16 protein-coding genes are annotated in these 16,795 nt (G+C 65.2%); 5 read left to right on the top strand and 11 right to left on the bottom strand.

The annotated features are described in order from the left end of the window. Positions 1-7 precede the first annotated feature (7 nt). On the top strand, positions 8-460 hold the full coding sequence (cynS, locus tag CH296_RS05095) for a cyanase (protein ID WP_371828373.1): 453 nt from the start codon (positions 8-10) through the stop codon (positions 458-460). 14 nt (positions 461-474) lie between these two features. Here the strand turns inward: cynS and CH296_RS05090 are convergent, their stop codons facing one another. The 9 genes from CH296_RS05090 to dnaK form a co-directional block, all read right to left on the bottom strand. Then, positions 475-1,752, bottom strand: coding sequence for a triacylglycerol lipase (locus tag CH296_RS05090; RefSeq protein ID WP_143546320.1), 1,278 nt, complete (start codon positions 1,750-1,752; stop codon positions 475-477). A 63-nt stretch (positions 1,753-1,815) separates the two neighbouring features. Beyond that, positions 1,816-3,516, bottom strand: coding sequence for an FAD-dependent oxidoreductase (locus CH296_RS05085; RefSeq protein ID WP_032396041.1), 1,701 nt, complete (start codon positions 3,514-3,516; stop codon positions 1,816-1,818). Continuing rightward, positions 3,494-3,760 (bottom strand): ubiquitin carboxyl-terminal hydrolase 14, encoded by a 267-nt coding sequence (locus CH296_RS05080; protein WP_082898839.1) that lies wholly within the window; start codon positions 3,758-3,760, stop codon positions 3,494-3,496. Before CH296_RS05080 ends, CH296_RS05085 begins: the two co-directional genes overlap by 23 nt. Continuing rightward, entirely contained in the window at positions 3,757-4,209 is a 453-nt protein-coding gene (gene trxA, locus CH296_RS05075; RefSeq protein WP_045196849.1) for a thioredoxin, read from the bottom strand. The genes CH296_RS05080 and trxA overlap by 4 nt, the downstream gene beginning before the upstream one ends. Before the next feature lie 14 nt (positions 4,210-4,223). Further along, positions 4,224-6,857 (bottom strand): ATP-dependent chaperone ClpB, encoded by a 2,634-nt coding sequence (gene clpB, locus CH296_RS05070; protein ID WP_094630353.1) that lies wholly within the window; start codon positions 6,855-6,857, stop codon positions 4,224-4,226. After that, on the bottom strand, positions 6,839-7,168 hold the full coding sequence (locus CH296_RS05065) for a chaperone modulator CbpM (protein ID WP_032376243.1): 330 nt from the start codon (positions 7,166-7,168) through the stop codon (positions 6,839-6,841). The genes clpB and CH296_RS05065 overlap by 19 nt, the downstream gene beginning before the upstream one ends. Further along, a complete protein-coding gene (locus CH296_RS05060) occupies positions 7,165-8,094 on the bottom strand; it encodes a DnaJ C-terminal domain-containing protein (protein WP_094630354.1) in 930 nt (309 codons plus the stop codon). Before CH296_RS05060 ends, CH296_RS05065 begins: the two co-directional genes overlap by 4 nt. Before the next feature lie 6 nt (positions 8,095-8,100). Beyond that, complete coding sequence (locus CH296_RS05055; protein ID WP_032396037.1) at positions 8,101-8,625, bottom strand: nucleotide exchange factor GrpE; 525 nt, start codon at positions 8,623-8,625, stop codon at positions 8,101-8,103. Positions 8,626-8,633: 8 nt separating this feature from the next. After that, positions 8,634-10,514, bottom strand: coding sequence for a molecular chaperone DnaK (gene dnaK, locus CH296_RS05050; protein WP_032396347.1), 1,881 nt, complete (start codon positions 10,512-10,514; stop codon positions 8,634-8,636). Positions 10,515-11,112: 598 nt separating this feature from the next. On the opposite strand from dnaK, the gene CH296_RS05045 reads away from it, so the two are divergent. Then, positions 11,113-11,409 (top strand): putative quinol monooxygenase, encoded by a 297-nt coding sequence (locus CH296_RS05045; RefSeq protein ID WP_032376247.1) that lies wholly within the window; start codon positions 11,113-11,115, stop codon positions 11,407-11,409. Positions 11,410-11,548: 139 nt separating this feature from the next. Here the strand turns inward: CH296_RS05045 and CH296_RS05040 are convergent, their stop codons facing one another. Both CH296_RS05040 and CH296_RS05035 read right to left on the bottom strand, forming a co-directional pair. Beyond that, a complete protein-coding gene (locus CH296_RS05040; protein WP_094684179.1) occupies positions 11,549-12,541 on the bottom strand; it encodes a phytanoyl-CoA dioxygenase family protein in 993 nt (330 codons plus the stop codon). Continuing rightward, entirely contained in the window at positions 12,532-13,344 is an 813-nt protein-coding gene (locus tag CH296_RS05035) for a bifunctional 2-polyprenyl-6-hydroxyphenol methylase/3-demethylubiquinol 3-O-methyltransferase UbiG (RefSeq protein ID WP_179272988.1), read from the bottom strand. The genes CH296_RS05040 and CH296_RS05035 overlap by 10 nt, the downstream gene beginning before the upstream one ends. Positions 13,345-13,407: 63 nt before the next feature. Between CH296_RS05035 and CH296_RS05030 the strand changes: the two genes are divergently transcribed. The 3 genes from CH296_RS05030 (at position 13,408) to CH296_RS05020 (ending at position 16,769) form a co-directional block, all read left to right on the top strand. Further along, positions 13,408-14,268: a bifunctional 2-polyprenyl-6-hydroxyphenol methylase/3-demethylubiquinol 3-O-methyltransferase UbiG gene (locus CH296_RS05030; RefSeq protein ID WP_143546319.1), complete on the top strand. Its 861-nt coding sequence runs from the start codon at positions 13,408-13,410 to the stop codon at positions 14,266-14,268. A gap of 230 nt (positions 14,269-14,498) precedes the next feature. Further along, positions 14,499-15,419: an oxygenase MpaB family protein gene (locus tag CH296_RS05025; RefSeq protein WP_094684177.1), complete on the top strand. Its 921-nt coding sequence runs from the start codon at positions 14,499-14,501 to the stop codon at positions 15,417-15,419. 135 nt (positions 15,420-15,554) lie between these two features. Further along, positions 15,555-16,769, top strand: a complete 1,215-nt coding sequence (locus CH296_RS05020; RefSeq protein WP_094684176.1) for an acyl-CoA dehydrogenase family protein — start codon at positions 15,555-15,557, stop codon at positions 16,767-16,769. Positions 16,770-16,795: the final 26 nt, after the last annotated feature.

Raw genomic sequence — 16,795 nt, 5'->3', positions numbered from 1 at the left:
GAGAGAGCTGTTGACCGATTTTTCAGGTAAGCCATTGATCGGCGAGATTCGGCTTGCACGAGCTCGAGCCGGATTGAGTTGGGCCGCTGTGGCCGAGGCCATCGACATGCCGGTGGCATGGACGGTGTCGGCACTCTACGGACAGCATCCCCTCAGCCTCGCCCAGGCCGACCTCCTTGCCGAAAAACTGGGCATGCCCGACGGTTCGTTGTTCGAGCTGACCCTGGCTCCCTATCGTGGGTCGCTGGACATCTCCTCGGACCCCACGGTCTACCGATTCCACGAGGCGCTGCAGGTGTACGGCCCTGCGCTCAAAGAACTGATCGCCGAGGAATTCGGCGACGGCATCATGAGCGCCATCAACTTCACGATGAACATCGAACGACGACCGCACGATGACGGAGATCGGGTCGTGGTGACGTTCGACGGGAAGTTCCTCGACTATCGATGGACCGAGTAGGCCGAAATCGACAGTCAGGGGGACGATTCGGAAGGCGGGCCGACCAGTGCGCGTCGCATCCATTCGTACACTCTCTCGTCGTTGAGGAGGGTGAAGTGGTGTGCGCTGTTGATCGCCAGACCGTCGTCCGGACGAAGTCCTATGTCACGCAGCTTGTTCCGCCCTCCGGCGCTGTCGGTACGGACCAGGCCGTCGCCCACGAAGATTCCGATCGGGTGTCGCGGGTTTCCTGTGATGACGGCGGACGCGTGATGATGCCGCACCCCCTCCGGAACCGAGATGTCCGCGGCCGCTCCGACGTCGAATCCGTCGGCGTAGCTGGCATGTCCCTCGTCCTCGGTGATCGATCCGTGAATCAGGTCGCGGACTCCGGCGCTTCGACGCGCCAACAGGTTCGCGAACGGACGGGTCTCGGGCGCTATTGCCAGCGCTGCCGTGGCGACGTGAACGCCGCGCGCAAGCGGCGCACCCAGATGTGGTGTGCCCAGGGTGAATACGTCCGTCAACAGCTCCACCCATCGGCGGCCGTTCTCCGCAGAGTGGTGTGCGGCGCTGCGCGAGACCAGCCCGCCCATGGAATGACCGACCAGGGTGATGCGGTGAACCCTGACGGGCCAGGCCGGCACGAGCTGTTCCAACAGGTCCGACAGGTCGGCACCGTTGGTGGCAATTCGACGACCGGTGTTGTAGCGCAGAAAGATCGAGGTCGTTCCGGATTCTGAGTCCAGGCGCTCCCCGTACGTGGGTCGCCCACCGAGCCGCCATGCCGATTCGGTCTCCACGAGCCCGTGCAGGAACACCACGAGGTGCGCTCCCGCGTCGGGAAACGCCGTGGCCAGGGCGCGGTACTTGGTAGCTACCGGGCGTCCGTCGACACGTATCGACATCGGGTAGGCGAGGACCCGGGAACTGCGCTCCATGTCGTCGCCGATGAGACCGTGCAGGACGGCGATGGTCTGAGCGCCGCGGGTGGTGTGCGACGGTGACGGCCGCGCATCGTCCTCGGTGACCTCGTCGCCGGTCACGTCGGAACTGCCGGTCAGTGCACCGACTGCTGTGGCTGCGCCGGTGCAGGCGGCTGTGATGGTCGCGTAGGTTCCGGCGGCGATCGCGTCGTGCATCAGCTGTGTCGGCACGGCAGCCGGCCCGACGCCGAGTTTCACGGCGGCAAATGTGCGTTGTGCAATTGCCGAGTGAACTGCGTGAACACCACCCGCGGCCGATGCCAGCTCGCGAAGCGCGATTTCTGCGAGTTCACCCAACTCCTGTGTGCGCTGAGTTCTCTTCCCCACTCGATTCAGTGTACGTGTGTCCACTAGATCCGTCAGGGCTGCGATGGTTGCGGTTTTCCCACGTCACCGTCGCTCGAAATACTCGTGGACCTGGCGTACCGACATCGCTCCTTCACCGACTGCGGATGCGACTCGCTTCACCGAGCCGCTGCGGACGTCGCCCGCGGCGAACAGGCCGGGTCGGCTCGTTTCGAGCGTCCCGCACAGCGCTGCTCCGATCTGCAGGGCACCGTCTCCACGAGCGAGAGCTGCGTCCGTACCGGTGACGACGAACCCGTGTTCGTCGAGTGCGATGGCGTCGGCAAGCCACCCCGTGTAAGGCGTCGCTCCGATGAACACGAACAGGGCGTGCGCTCTGATCGTGGCCTGTTCGCCCGTGCGGTTGTTCTCGACCACGACTTCGTCGAGGTACTTCTTGCCGCGGACCTCGCGAACCTCGGTGTGGCGGTGCACGGTCACGTGCGGGTGGTGCTCGATCTGGTCGACCAGGTAACGGGACATGCTCTTTCCGAGATCGTCATTGCGGATGAGCAAGTGGACATCCGAAACATGTTCGGCGAGAAACACTGTCGCCTGGCCTGCGGAGTTACCGCCGCCGACGATGGCCACCGGGTCGGTCCCGCACATGCGGGCTTCCTGATGAGTGGCGGCGTAGTACACACTCGTGCCTTCCAGTTCCGCGATACCGGGAACGGTCAACTTGCGGTAGCGCGCACCGGTGGCGAGCACGATGGACCGGCCGCGAACCGTGCCGCCGTCAGAGAGCCGGAGCACGTGGTACCCGGCTTCGGACGTCAATCCGGTCACCTCTGCCGAGACCAGGATGCGGGCACCGAACTTGTCGGCCTGGATCACAGCCCGCTCGGCCAATTCGGATCCGGAGATTCCGGCCGGGAATCCCAGATAGTTCTCGATTCGGGAGGAGGTGCTGGCCTGTCCCCCTGCGGCGATCGTCTCCAGTGTCACCGTGTTCAACCCGTCCGACGCTCCGTATACGGATGCGGCCAGTCCGGCCGGTCCTGCACCCACGACGACGAGATCGAACACGTCCTGGGCAGCGTTCGGCACGGAAAGTCCGACGATGCGGGCGAGCTCTGTGTTCGTCGGATTGCGCAGTACCTTCTCGCCGTGCCAGATGACGACGGGAACGTCCTCGGGGGCGATGTCCAGGCTGCGCAACAGCTGCTCCGCCCGCTCGTCCCGCTCCAGATCGATCCATTTGTGAGGCAATCGATTTCGCATTGCGAATTCTCGAAGCCGCAACGTGTCCGGTGAATAGCAGGACCCGATGATCCGGAACCCCGAGCCGAGCCCGATCAGCAGGTGTCGACGCAGCAGGTAAGCCCGCAGGATCAGATCGCTCAGCACTGGATCGTGGGCAACCAGTTCGCGCACCCGTTCGGCGGGAGTGACGAGCAGCTCGCCGTCTTCGATCGCTTCGGCGGTGTAGAACGCCACCTGACCTTCGAGCAGTCCGAGCTCACCCAAGAAGCGGCCGGGTCCGTGCACGCGAAGTATTCGACGTTCACCGTCCCGGTCACCCTCGTCGAGAACGGCGACCTTGCCGGACAGAACGACGAAGAAGTCATTGCTGGGCGCACCCTCGCGTATCAGCACTTCTCCGGTACGAACCGATCGACGTGTGCCACCGACCTCGAGCACTGCGACCTGATCGTCCGTCAGCCGCGGGAACGCGCCGTGCTCGTCCGTGGTCTCGTCGACGACCGCTGGTCCGGCGTCCTCAGACGAAATTTCGGTCGACATAACACCACCTCCAATCTTCTCCGGGTTCCATCGACCGAACGATCGGATGACCGACGACATGTGCGTGCGCGCTCGCGTGTCTGCCCGGCGAGGAGTCGCAACACCCGACGTGCCCGCATGTCAGGCACAGCCTCAGGTGCACCCACGGGGTGCCGAGACGGAGGCATTCTTCGCAGCCCTGCGGAGTTCTGGGCACCACGGACCGGATTGCATCGACGTGCGGGTCCACTGGCACGAACGTCATGATGTCGCCTCCTTGCCTGCATTCTCCGAAAGCGCTCGATCGAGCCATGCGCGTAGCTGGGGTACCGGGGCTGCACCGGCCTGCCGAGCGAGGACCTCACCCCGATCCATCACCAGCAGGGTCGGCACGGCCCTGACGGTGAATCGTTCGGACGTCAGGGGTGCGGCATCCACGTCGACCTTGACCAGCTTGATCCGGCCCGCGCGTTCTCCGGCGAGCTGTTCGAGCGCCGGGCTGACCATGCGGCACGGTCCGCACCAGGTCGCCCAGAGATCGACGAGTACGGGCACCGAGGGGTGTTCGGCGATCTCCGCGAAGTCCTCGTCCCGTGCTGCGGCGATCCACGGCAGCGGCTCGTGGCAGTTCCCGCACCGGGGTGTCCCGTCCGCTGCGGCAGGCACCCTGTTGACCTTGCCGCAGTGCGCGCACTTCACCTTGTCCGATTCCATGGCGACATCTCCTCTCAGGCCGCCGCGACGGCGGGTTCCGCATACGCGACGACGAGTTCTCCGTCGACCACCGTGACGGTGATGGTGCCGCCTGGTTCGATGTCCCCTCGCAGTAGCGCGCGACCGATCTTGGTCTCGACCTCGTGGGCGATGTACCGACGCAATGGCCGTGCACCGTAGACCGGGTCGAATCCGCGTTCGGCGACGAGCCTGCGCGCGTCCGGGGTGATGTCCAGATCGATCCTGCGCTCCGACAACCGGTTTCGAAGATCGGTGAGCTGCAACCCGACGATGTGCTCGATCTGGGGCAGGGTGAGTGGGGTGAACAGCACGATGTCGTCGACTCGGTTGAGGAACTCGGGACGGAAATGCCCACGCAGTTCCGCGAGAACCCGCTCGCGGGCGTTCGGCTCGATCTCGCCGTCGGGTGTGACTCCTTCGAGGAGATGCTGGGAACCGATGTTGGAGGTCATGATGATCACCGTGTTCCTGAAATCGACCTGCCTGCCTTGTGAATCGGTGATCCGGCCGTCGTCGAGCACCTGTAGCAGGGTATTGAACACATCTGCGTGCGCCTTCTCGATCTCGTCGAAAAGCACTACCGAGTACGGCTTTCGGCGCACCGCCTCGGTGAGCTGTCCGCCCTCGTCGTACCCCACGTATCCGGGAGGTGCCCCGATGAGCCGGCTCACCGTGTGCCGCTCCTGGTACTCGCTCATGTCCAGGCGCACCATGTTGTCTTCGCTGTCGAAGAGAGCGCCGGCCAATGTTTTTGCGAGCTCGGTCTTTCCCACGCCCGTCGGGCCCAGAAAGATGAACGACCCGATCGGCCGGCGTGGATCACGGATGCCGGACCTCGCCCGGATCACCGCGTCCGCGACCAGCTGCACCGCCTCGTCCTGACCCACGACCCTCTCGTGCAGAATCTCGTCGAGCTGCAACAACTTCTGTCGCTCGCCTTCCTGCAGCCGAGCGACCGGGATCGAAGTCCACGCAGCCACGATTTCGGCGATCTCGTCCTCGGTGACCACTTCGCGCAACAACGGGCTCCGGCCTTGTCTGGTGACCAGCTGCTCCTCTGCTGACTCGAGCCTGCGTTCGAGCTCGACGATCTCGCCGTAACGCAACTCGGCGGCCCGATTGAGGTCGTAGGCGCGCTCCGCCTCCTCGGCCTCGTGGCGCAAGCGCTCGAGCTCGCTCCGTAGCTCTTGCACCCGGCGGATCGCCTGTCGCTCCGCCTCCCACTGAGCGTGCCGGGCATCGGCCTCGGCCCGCAGGTCGGCCAGCTCCTTGCGCAGCTCGTCGAGACGTGCCTTGCTCGCGCCGTCGGTCTCCTTGGACAGCGCGGCATCTTCGATCTCGAGCCGGGTCACCTTCCGGGTGAGTTCGTCGAGTTCGGCCGGCATCGAATCGATTTCGGTGCGCAACCGAGCGCACGCCTCGTCGACCAGATCGATGGCCTTGTCCGGGAGAAAGCGGTCGGTGATGTAGCGGTGCGAGAGGGTGACGGCAGCGACGAGAGCGCCGTCCTGAATCTTCACGCCGTGAAACACCTCGAGGCGTTCGCGGAGTCCGCGCAGGATCGAGATGGCATCCTCGGCGCTCGGCTCGTCGACGAGGACGGTCTGGAACCTTCGCTCCAGTGCCGCATCGGATTCGATGTGCTTGCGATACTCGTCGAGCGTGGTGGCACCGATCATGTGCAGCTCGCCTCGGGCGAGCATCGGCTTGAGCATGTTGCCGGCGTCGAGAGACCCCTCACCGCCCACTGATCCCGCACCGACCACGGTATGCAACTCGTCGACGAACAACAGAATCCGCCCGTCGGCTGCCTTCACCTCGGCCAGCACCGCCTGCAGACGCTCCTCGAATTCCCCGCGGTACTTCGCGCCGGCCACCAGGGAACCCATGTCGAGTGAGAAGATCGTTCTGTCGCGCAGGCCTTCCGGAACGTCGCCGCGGACGATCCGCTGGGCAAGGCCCTCGACGATCGCGGTCTTCCCGACGCCGGGGTCGCCGATCAGAACCGGATTGTTCTTGGTCTTGCGGCTCAGGATCTGCGTGACCCTGCGGATTTCGGCGTCTCGTCCGATCACCGGATCGAGTTTGCCCGCCCGCCCCTCGGCGACCAGATCGCGTCCGTACTTCTCCAGCGCGTCGTACGCACCTTCCGGGCTGGCCGAGGTGACGCGTTGATTGCCGCGCACCTTCGTCAGCGCTGTGAGGAAGGAGTCCCTGGTGATTCCGTGACGGGCGAGTACTCGCCCTGCCGCAGTGGCCGAACCCTCTTCGGCGAGGCCCATCAGGAGATGCTCCACCGACACGTAGGAATCCTTGAGCCGCTTCGCCTCTCGATCGGCGGCGTCGAGGAGCACGGACAAGCGTCGGGTGATCGCCACCTGACCGGTCCCGGCACCGGGGCCGCTGACCTTGGGCCTTCGCGAGAGTTCACGTTCCAGATCGGATTGCAGGGCATCGACCTCGGCACCGGCCTGCTCGAGCAATCGGGGCACCAAGCCATCCTGCTGACCGACCAAGGCGAGCAGTAGGTGCTCTCCGTCGACCTCGGTGTGACCCATTCTGGTCGCAAGGCTCTGGGCCTCCTGCAGCGCTTCGCGCGACTTCTCGGTCAGGTTGCTGATGTCCATGTGGTTGTCCTCCTTCTGCGGGAAGATGCTTCGAGTGTCTCGATTCGTTCCAGCAGGTCGAGCACGAGCCCGATTGCCGAGTAGTTCAGGCCGAGACCGGTCCGCAGTCGTCGAATGCGGGCTGCATGGGCCACTTCGGTTGGCGCGAAGAACATTTCGCCACCTACGACGCGGTCGGCGTCGAGCAGACCGAGGACCACGAGCTTCCGTGCAAGTTCCGGATGCAGCCCCGTACGTTCGGCGAAGGCGTCGGTCGACAGTTCGGTGCGTCGAACCAGTACGTACCGGACCACCGGGTTCGGGTCGCTCATGTCTTTGTCCTCGGATCGAAGTTCGATTCTGCGGCCAACTGCTCGAACAGTGCGTGTTCGCGTGCTGACGGTTTCGACGGCACCATCACCTTGATCTCGGCGTACAGATTGCCGTTGGTGCCACGTGGATTCGGCATTCCTTCGCCGCGCAGTCGCAGCTTCCTTCCAGTCGACGAGCCCGGGGCCACTTTGACTTTCGCCTCGCCACCCGGGGTGGGAACGGCGACGGTCGCCCCGAGGACCGCCTCCCATGGCGATACCGGGAGGTCGACGTGAATGTCTCGGCCCTGTACTCGGAACCGGGAATGTGGCTCGATCCGCACCACGAGGTACAGATCCCCCGGCGGCGCGCCGCCATTGCTCCGTCCGCCTTGCCCGGCCAACCGAATTCGCTGGCCGTCCACGACCCCGGCCGGAATGTCGACGTCGTACTGCCGTCCGTCCAGTCCGAGCGTGCGTGTGCCGCCCCGGTACGCCTCCTCGACCGTCAAGGCCAGTTCCGCTTCCTGATCGGCACCGGGAATCGGCCCGTACCCGCCACCGCCGCCGAACATCTGCCCGAAGAGGTCGTCGAGATCGACGCCACCGTCGCCACCGGAACCGAAGTGCACGCGTCTGCTCCCGCGGTCGTATCCTCCGCCGCTGTTCCCGCCACCGCCGTACCCACTCGAGTTGGTGCGGGTCCGTTCGTCGTAATCCTCGGGGACACGCCGAAAGTCGGCACCGAACCGGTCGTAGCGTTTCCGCGTGTCCGGGTCGGACAACACCTGGTAGGCCTCGTTCACCTCCTTGAACGTGTCTTCCGCAGTGGGGTCCTTGTTCACGTCGGGGTGATACTTGCGAGCCAGCTTGCGGTAGGCCTGCTGGATCTCGTCGGTGCTCGCACCCCGCGGGACTCCGAGCGATTCGTAGTGGTCACGCGCCATCGGTGCTCACCCCTCGGGGCGGCTGACGACCACCGACGCCGGCCGCAGTTGCCGTCCGTCCTCTCCGTAACCCGGACGGACGACGTCGATCACGGTCCCGGACGGAAGGTCGGGCCGGACCACCACGCTGACCACTTCGTGCAATTGCGGGGAGAACGGAACTCCGACCTCGTCGTGACGCTCGAAACCGAACCGTGACAGCACCTGCACCGCCTGATCGCGGATCGCCTTGACGCCGTCGACAACGGTCTGCGAATCGCTGTCCGCATGTGCCAACGCAAGTTCCAGATTGTCCAGTACCGGCAGCCACGCCGCGGACACCTTCGTCACCTCCGCGGCCCGTTCTCGCTCCAGGTCCTTGGCATACCGCTTGCGCAGGTTGTCCAGATCGGCAAGGGCTCTGCGCCAGCGGTCGTCGAGTCGAGCCTCCTCGGCACTCGTGGCGGCGTGATCCGGTACCGTCTCGGTTCGATCTCCTTCCGTGACGTCGGCCGCTGGTTCGGGTGTCGAATGATCTGCAGCCCTTTCCATCTCGTGCCTCAGCTTCGATCGAATTCGGCGTCGATCACGTCGTCGTCATCGGTCGAGGCCGCGTCCGCGCCACCGACCTGACGTCCGTCACCGCCGTCCTGTACCGGCACGAGCCCGTAGAGGAGCTGTTGGAGCTCGGAGGCGAGTGGTTGTACATCTGCAGGCGAAGCGCCGTCCTTCACGGCCTTTCTGGCATCGGCGATCAGCATCTCGGCCCGTGCCCTGTCGTGCGGTGGCGCGCTGTCACCGAGTTCGGCGAGTCGCCGTTCCACCTGATACGCAACGGAATCGAGTTCGTTGCGCGCGTCGACAGCTTTGCGCAGCGCCTCGTCATCGCCCCGATTCCGTTCGGCCTCGGCCAGCATGCGTTCGACCTCGCTCGGGTCCAGATTGCTCTGCTCACTGATCGTGATGCTCTGTTCCTTGCCGGTGTCCTTGTCCCTGGCCGTGACATTGAGGATGCCGTTGGCGTCGATATCGAACGTGACCTCGACCTGGGCGTCGCCGCGCGGTGCGGGCCGGATGTCTTCCAGACGGAAACGTCCGAGCGAACGGTTGTCGGCGGCCCGCTCGCGTTCGCCCTGCAGCACAACGACATCCACGGCGGACTGCTCGTCCTCCGCGGTGGAGAACACTTCGCTGCGGCGGGCCGGGATGGTCGTGTTGCGCTCGATGATCTTGGTCATCACCCCGCCCTGTGTCTCGACGCCGAGAGACAGCGGGGTGACGTCGAGCAGCAGCACGTCGGAGACCTCGCCCTTGAGCACGCCGGCTTGAACCGCCGCGCCGAGAGCCACGACTTCGTCCGGATTGACGCCCATGTGGGGGTCCTTGCCGCCGGTGAGCCGGCGAACCAGGGCTTGCACCGCCGGGATGCGCGTCGAACCACCGACCAGAATCACTTCGTCTATGTCGTTGGCGGTGACCTTGGCATCACTCATTGCCTGTTTCACCGGGTCGAGGCAGCGCTCCACGAGATCCGCCGTCAGATCCTCGAACTTCGATCGCATGACGGTGGTCGTGAGGTGCTTGGGACCGTCCGAATCGGCGGTGACGAACGGCAGGTTGACCTGGGCCTGGGTCACCGAGGACAACTCGACCTTGGCCTTCTCTGCGGCCTCGAAAAGGCGCTGCAACGCCTGTGCGTCCTTGCGCAGATCGATGTTCTCCACCTGCTGGAAGTCGTCGGCGAGGTAGTCCACCAGGCGTCGATCGAAGTCGTCCCCGCCCAGGTGAGAGTCGCCGGCCGTCGACCGAACCTCGACGACGCCCTCGCCGACGTCGAGCAAGCTCACATCGAAGGTGCCGCCGCCGAGGTCGAAGACCAGTACGGTTTCGTGGACCTGCTTGTCCATGCCGTACGCCAGCGCCGCAGCGGTCGGCTCGTTGATGATCCGCAGGACTTCGAGGCCCGCGATACGGCCGGCGTCCTTGGTGGCGTTGCGCTGCGCGTCGTTGAAGTACGCAGGAACTGTGATGACCGCTTCCTTGACCTTCTCGCCGAGAAACTTGCTCGCGTCGTCGACGAGCTTGCGCAGTACGAGGGCACTGATCTCCTCCGGCGCATACTTCTTGCCCCGCACATCGATTCGGGCCTCGCCGTTGTCACCGGCCACGATGTCGAAGCTGACCGCTCTTGCCTCATCGGAGATCTCGTCGTAGTGGCGTCCGATGAAGCGTTTCGCCGAGTAGATGGTGCCCTTCGGATTCAAGATCGCCTGCCGTCGGGCAAGCTGACCCACCAGCCGTTCTCCGCTCTCGGTGAAGGCCACCACCGACGGCGTCGTCCGCGCTCCCTCGATATTGGAGATCACCACCGGCTCGCCGCCTTGCCAGCTGGCGATGACGGAGTTGGTGGTGCCCAGGTCTATACCCACAGCAGTCGCCATGACTCGTTCCTTTCGATCGGTCCGGCCGGTGAGCATGTGGACAGCGGCGTCCGTTACCCCGACATCGGCGAAGACTTCGTAGTGAGGTGGTTGTACTGGTTGGTACGAGTCGAGATCGGCACGCCTGTTGGGAAATGCAGGTCGAGAAGGTGGCCGACGCACCCGCAGTGAAAAATGATGGGATGAGAACGAATGCGGCTGGTAGACAGCATTATTCACCGTACAACGGAGGTCGACCGCCTGAATCCCTGGTCGCGACTGTCGACGTCGGCCAGTGTCGGTCGTTCGATATTTCTGTATCCGTGCAACAGATCGTGATGTTCGAGCCGATACGCGGTGTGGGCAGTTCGAAGCAGCACACTGAACTGACCGGTAACCCAAAACGTTGGCACATCAACATGTTTCGCGACGTGACCGAAATTCGGCCGGCGCTGCACCTGGCGTGCTTATTCCCTCTACCGGTCGAGTCTCCTCTCTCGGCTGCGAGATTACTAGGGGTAAAACCAAATTCGATCGCGCGCGGACTGCAGGCCCTTCCCTTTGCCGGTCCGAGGTGTGATGCTTGGCCGTGTCCACCACTTCGAACAGGAGAATCGTCATGGTCACCAAGGCACTGCTGGTCCGACTCGAAGCCAAGCCCGGCAAGGAAGATGCAGTCGAGGAGTTTCTCCGGTCGGCCCAACCGCTCGTCGAACAGGAGCCCGGCACCCGACCCTGGTTGGCGGTACGGTTCGGCCCATCGACGTTCGGCATCGTCGATGCTTTCCCGGACGACGCCGCCCGTGAAACGCATCTCAACGGACCGGTCGGCCAGGCTCTCGGCGAACGGGCGGACGAACTCTTCGCCTCGCCGCCTGAAATAAGCTACCTCGATGTACTCGCCGAGAAACTTTGACGGTTCCTCCGTCTGCGATGCAGCCCACCTCATTCGGAAGGGAGCGGTCGCATCGGTGCCGGTAGTGCCAGGGTCTGTTGCGCCACTACGGCAGCGTCGACCGATCCCATCGCATGGGGTCTCGGGCGAGCAGTCCGGTTCAGTCTCGGCGGCCGACCACCGGGTTCAGTTCGGAGGCCGCGAGGCCGCCGGGCTCGACACCGGGGAGGAACTCGCGCCACGTGCCACTGATCAGTGTCGGCGATTCCACGACCCGAGCCCCGTCGGCGAAATAGGTGGTGGCCAGTGCTCGGCGCGGCTGTGTCGTCCGATTCGGCCCGGCGGTGTGGAAGCACAGCGCGGAGTGGAACGACACGTCGCCCACTTCGAATGGCTCCGATGCCACCGCGACGCTGCGCTCGACGAAGCGCTGGGCGACGGTCTCGTCGTACGACGTGCCGACCTTGTCGAACTCCAGGTCTTCGACCTCGTCGAGCACGTCTGCTCCGCGCGCGAACGACAGCGGACCCATTCGGCCGGGGATGGCCGACATTGGCATCCACGCGGTGACCGCCTGGACGGTCTGCAGTGGGAAATGCTCCGCGTCGTGATGCCAGGGCGTGCGTCCACAGCCGGGCTCCTTGGACAGCGCGTTGTCGTGGTAGAGCCGCACGGCCGGTTCGTCCAGCAAGGCCGCGGCCAGGCCGCCGATCCGGGGCGAGAGTGCCACGGCACGCATCAGGTCGTCGTGGAGCCACATCTGCTCCAGTGCGGTGAACCGACCGGCGACGTTCTCGCCGTGCTCGGCGCGCAGTAGCTCCTCGAGGCGCTCGGCGAGGCGTCGTACCACGGCAGGGGAGAACACGGCGGGCAGCCGAACGAAGGCCTCCCGGGCGAAGGACTCGACCGCGGCCGGGTCGAGGTCGTACGGCTCGGCAAGCTCATGCTCGACCTGCTCGTCGGACGCTGCGTCGACGTCCGGCAGGCCCGGCCCGTCGACCAACTCGGCGGGCACCTGGTCGTTGGCAGCCAGAGTGACGTACCAATCCCACCAGTCCTGATCGTCGCCTGCCCAGTCCTGGTCGATACCGCCATCGCGATTCTGCTGGGGGAGCCGTTCGTTCGTCGGAGCCGCAGGTTCGTTCAGAGCCACAGCAGGGCCGCCTCGTGCGAGAAGGTGTAAGAACCCGACTCGTCGCGACAGGAGGCGAGGTAGTCGCCCAGCACCGGTGCAGCCTCCATCTCCTCCAGCGACACGGAGTCGTCGAAGGCGCAGCGCTGCAGAAAGCCCTCGGCGACAACACGATCGGATGTCCCGGTGGTGTACGTGACGCGCTGGTCGCGCACATCCGCGCCGGCTCGGATCAGCGCGTCGCGCACCTGCTCGGCCGTCGTGTATGGGGTCGCATCACGCACGCCTGCCCGGAAGGCGTCGTAGAACGCCAGGTAGTGGGAGCTCGCCGTGGCCTGGGCGACCAAACCGAGGCCGCCGGGGGCCAGTGCAGCCACGAATCGTTCGGCTGCGGCGTCCAATTCTGTGGGCGGAAGGGCGTACAGCGCGTGGGTGGCCCACACGATGTCGTACCCGGTCCGATCCGCGGGCAGGTCCTGCAGGGTCATCACCAGGTCGTCTCGAGGCACGAACGGTGTGCCGAGGGCTCCGCGAGCCTCGGCCACCGAGAACGCAGACGGGTCGAGCAGGTCGTAGGCCAGCTCGGGCACCGTCGACAGATCGGTGTAGCGGCGTAGGGCGGTGGGGAACTTGCCGCTGCCGCAGGCCACGTCGAGCAGCGACCAGCCGTCGCGGCTGTGCTCGGCGAGCAGGGCGGGCCAGTCGGCGGCCAGTGCCAGTTGGTGGTAGTCCTCCGTGGCCAGGGCGTAGAAGGCCTCCATGCCCGTGCGGCCGGCCTCGCTCCAGTGCTCGAGACTGCGCTCGGCCGTGTCTCCGTTGCTCATGGCACTCCTCTCGGGAAGCCAACCGCAACGCATTCCCGGGTGCGTCGTGGTTCACTCGATGTGGTGTCCAACATAGCTCCGTATCCGTCGAGCGACGCTGCAGCCGGGTTCCTCGACGCGTTACGCGCCCTGCGGCGTGACTCCGGGCCTCTGCCCGGTCTCGCGCCCGACTCCTACGCCCGAGACCACGCCGCTTTCGAGCGACTGTCCGACCAGCGCGGTCTGATCGCCGAGCACCTCGCCGCCCGGCTGGCAGCGATGGGGGATGGACCGATCTCGGTGCTGTCGGTGGGCTGCGGTGACGGGTCGCTTGACGTCCGGCTCGCCGCCGGTCTGGTGGAGCGGCTGTCCGGCGAACCGGTGCGGTACGTGGGTATCGACCCCTGGCCCGGGAGTGTGGAGTTGTTCAACGCCAGGATGGCCGCGCTGACGACCGCCGAGCTCAGCGTCGATGCGCACGTCGCGTCCTTCGGCGACGCCCCGGTCGACGAGACTTTCGACGTCGTGTTGTTCGTGCACTCGATGTACTACGTCGCCGACGTGGGGGCGACGCTGCGCAGCGCTCTCGACCTGCTGCGGCCCGGCGGTGAGCTGTGGGTGGCCGTTGCACCGTCGGCTGCGCTCAACGCTCTGGTGGGCGTTCTCGCCCCGCCGCTGGAGGGCCACCGGCAGTGGTTCAGTGCAGACGTCGAGAAAGCCTTCGTCGACGGCGGGATCGCAGTGGACGACGTGGCCACTCTGGCCGCGTTGGTAGACCTCGCCTCTGCCGGCGACGAGGTACTCGACTTCGCAGTGCAGGCCCGGCTGACTCCCGAGTTGTACGGCACCGTGCGGGCCTATCTCGACGCGGTCTCGGTGCCGGGCACCGACGGCAGACTTCGGGTGCCGCACCCGGTCGACGTGTTCGCCGCAACCCGTCGTTGACCGGTCACTCAGGATCTGCGCCGACGATGTGCGGCCCTTCGCCGCGAATGAGCTCCGCGGGCCAGGAAAGTCGCCCCTCGTCCTGACCCACAGCGCGCGAACGGGGGGAATTGCCACCGGAGGCGCAGATCTCCGGTGACATATTGACACGAAGACGTTCCTAGTTGCATGGTGAACTGAGAACGGTGCCGTTCCTGTTTGGTGCCGATGACGGAACGTGGAGGTAAGTCATGGCAACGAACGCGGCACTGATGTCTCGGAAGTGGGTGACGGGGCGGGCGGTCGGTCGCCGGATCGAGGAACTCGACCCGGTTGTGGGCAACGAGGAAGCCACGCATCTGAGCCTCGAAGTCCGTTATGGCGACGCCATTTTCGCCCATGCCGCGTACACCGTGGCATTCGCTCGACAGGTGGCGGTTCCGTCGATCGCGCGAATTCTGTACCGGACCGGTACCGGCGACATGATGCACGACGTGCGCAGACGCAACGACGACACGCTGCTCTTCTTCGGCGAGATGCTCCATCACGGGCATTCCAGCGAATACGGCCGATCGATCATCGACCGCATGGAGCAGATCCACTCGCGGTTCGGTATCACCGACGACGACAAGCTGTACACATTGGGTTCGCTGGCCTTCGAGCCGGACCGCATCGTCGAACATCTCGGGTTGAGCGTCTTCACCGACAACGAGCGTGAAGCGCGTTTTCACTTCTGGCGTCAGGTCGGGGAGTACATGGGCCTCGATGTTCCGCAGACGCGAGAGCGCTTCTTGCGCTGGACCTTCGACTACGAGTCTCGGTACGAGCACACCGACGGTGCCCGCAAGATCGTCGATCAATTGTTCCTCGATTGGCAAGAGCGATGGTTCCCCGGTCGGACGAAGCGCTTCGCCGACGGCATTCTGCTGTCGGTGTTCACCGAAGACCTGCGTGCGATACATCGATTGCCCGAGCCGTCCCGAGGCCATCGGCATGTCGTGCCGCCGGCGATCGGTGCGTACCTGGCATTTCAGGGCGTTCGCCCGCATCGGCCCCACCGATCCTGGTCCGACCACTTCGGAACGCGGCATCCCAAGCCGCTGGACATTCCCACACTCGGCCACCGCAAGGCCGTCGGACGCACCGAGGGGCCGGCACTGGGAAGCCCTTGATGGACAACAGAGTCACGAGGACTCCGATGTACGCACGCGACGAGGCCGGAGTAGTCCCGACCGTCGGGTCCTCCAGTCGTTCGAGCACTCGCACGGCAGTGGACGAATCACGTTGCTCTGACAGATAGTGGTCCGATGGACACGCTGAATCCCGATGTACCCGACGACGTCTTCGCCGACGTGTTGAAGCAGGTCTCGCAGTTCGTGCGGTCGCGTGTCGTCCCGCGCGAACTCGAGATCATGAACACCGATGCCATCCCGGAGGATCTGCGCACGCAGGCTGCCGAGATGGGATTGTTCGGCTATGCGCTTCCGCAGGAGTGGGGTGGGCTGGGCCTGAATCTGATTCAGGATGTCGAGTTCGCCATGGAGCTCGGGTACACCTCGTTGGCGTTGCGATCGATGTTCGGCACCAACAACGGAATTGCCGGGCAGGTGCTGGTGGGGTTCGGCACCGAGGAACAGAAGGCGACATGGTTGCCGGGTATGGCGTCCGGTGACGTCGTTGCGTCCTTCGCGCTGACCGAGGACGGGGCCGGATCCAATCCGGCGGGCCTGAAGACCACTGCGACGGTCGACGGCTCCGGGTGGGTCATCAACGGCAGCAAGCGGTACATCACCAATGCGCCGATCGCGAACATGTTCGTCGTCTTCGCGAAATTGGATCCGAAACCGCTGAGCGGCAACGGTATTGCGGTATTCCTGGTTCCCGCCGACGCTGCGGGAATCGAGGTCGGTGTCAAGGACGCGAAGATGGGGCAGCAGGGATCCGGCACGGCCGACGTGAACTTCACCGACGTACGCGTCGAGGCCGACGCCTTGGTTGGCGGCAACAGCGATGCAGGAGTGGAGCCTGCGGAACGACCCATGATCGATATCGGCTACAAGGCGGCGATGACCTCGCTGGCGCGGGGGCGGGTACACATTGCGGCGCTGGCCGTCGGTCAGGCGCAGCGTGCGCTGGACGAATCGGTCTCGCATGCGGCGGCGTCCACTCAGGGCGGTGAGCCGATCGGGAACTTCCAACTGGTGCAGGCCATGATCGCCGATCAGCAGGTCGGGGTGATGGCGGGCCGGGCCATGGTCCGTGAGGCTGCGCGGGCGTGGGTGCAGGAGACCGATCGGCGTATCGCGCCGTCCGCGGTGAAACTCTTCTGCACCGAGATGGTGGGCAAGGTCGCCGATCTCGCCGTCCAGATTCACGGTGGTGCCGGATACATGCGAGAGGTCCCGGTCGAACGCATCTACCGGGACGTGCGACTGCTGCGTCTGTACGAGGGCACCAGCGAGATCCAGCGGTTGATCGTCGGCGGCGGATTGATCCGGGCGGAGCAGAAACGCAACCGCTGAGTGTCATCAGGTAAGGGTGCCGATCG

The organism is Rhodococcus sp. 14-2496-1d (assembly GCF_002259365.1).
Classification (GTDB): Bacteria; Actinomycetota; Actinomycetes; order Mycobacteriales; family Mycobacteriaceae; genus Rhodococcoides.
This window is presented reverse-complemented; position numbering and strand designations above follow the sequence as displayed.

What these genes read in the sequence shown, in the direction of transcription:
- CH296_RS05035 (WP_179272988.1), bottom strand. Translation starts at nt 13,344, where the DNA reads ATGAGCAACGGAGACACGGCCGAGCGCAGTCTCGAGCACTGGAGCGAG.
- CH296_RS05065 (WP_032376243.1), bottom strand. Translation starts at nt 7,168, where the DNA reads ATGAGCGACCCGAACCCGGTGGTCCGGTACGTACTGGTTCGACGCACC.
- dnaK (WP_032396347.1), bottom strand. Translation starts at nt 10,514, where the DNA reads ATGGCGACTGCTGTGGGTATAGACCTGGGCACCACCAACTCCGTCATC.
- CH296_RS05080 (WP_082898839.1), bottom strand. Translation starts at nt 3,760, where the DNA reads ATGACGTTCGTGCCAGTGGACCCGCACGTCGATGCAATCCGGTCCGTG.
- CH296_RS05020 (WP_094684176.1), top strand. Translation starts at nt 15,555, where the DNA reads ATGGACACGCTGAATCCCGATGTACCCGACGACGTCTTCGCCGACGTG.
- CH296_RS05060 (WP_094630354.1), bottom strand. Translation starts at nt 8,094, where the DNA reads ATGGCGCGTGACCACTACGAATCGCTCGGAGTCCCGCGGGGTGCGAGC.
- CH296_RS05055 (WP_032396037.1), bottom strand. Translation starts at nt 8,625, where the DNA reads ATGGAAAGGGCTGCAGATCATTCGACACCCGAACCAGCGGCCGACGTC.
- CH296_RS05025 (WP_094684177.1), top strand. Translation starts at nt 14,499, where the DNA reads ATGGCAACGAACGCGGCACTGATGTCTCGGAAGTGGGTGACGGGGCGG.
- clpB (WP_094630353.1), bottom strand. Translation starts at nt 6,857, where the DNA reads ATGGACATCAGCAACCTGACCGAGAAGTCGCGCGAAGCGCTGCAGGAG.
- CH296_RS05085 (WP_032396041.1), bottom strand. Translation starts at nt 3,516, where the DNA reads ATGTCGACCGAAATTTCGTCTGAGGACGCCGGACCAGCGGTCGTCGAC.
- trxA (WP_045196849.1), bottom strand. Translation starts at nt 4,209, where the DNA reads ATGGAATCGGACAAGGTGAAGTGCGCGCACTGCGGCAAGGTCAACAGG.
- CH296_RS05045 (WP_032376247.1), top strand. Translation starts at nt 11,113, where the DNA reads ATGGTCACCAAGGCACTGCTGGTCCGACTCGAAGCCAAGCCCGGCAAG.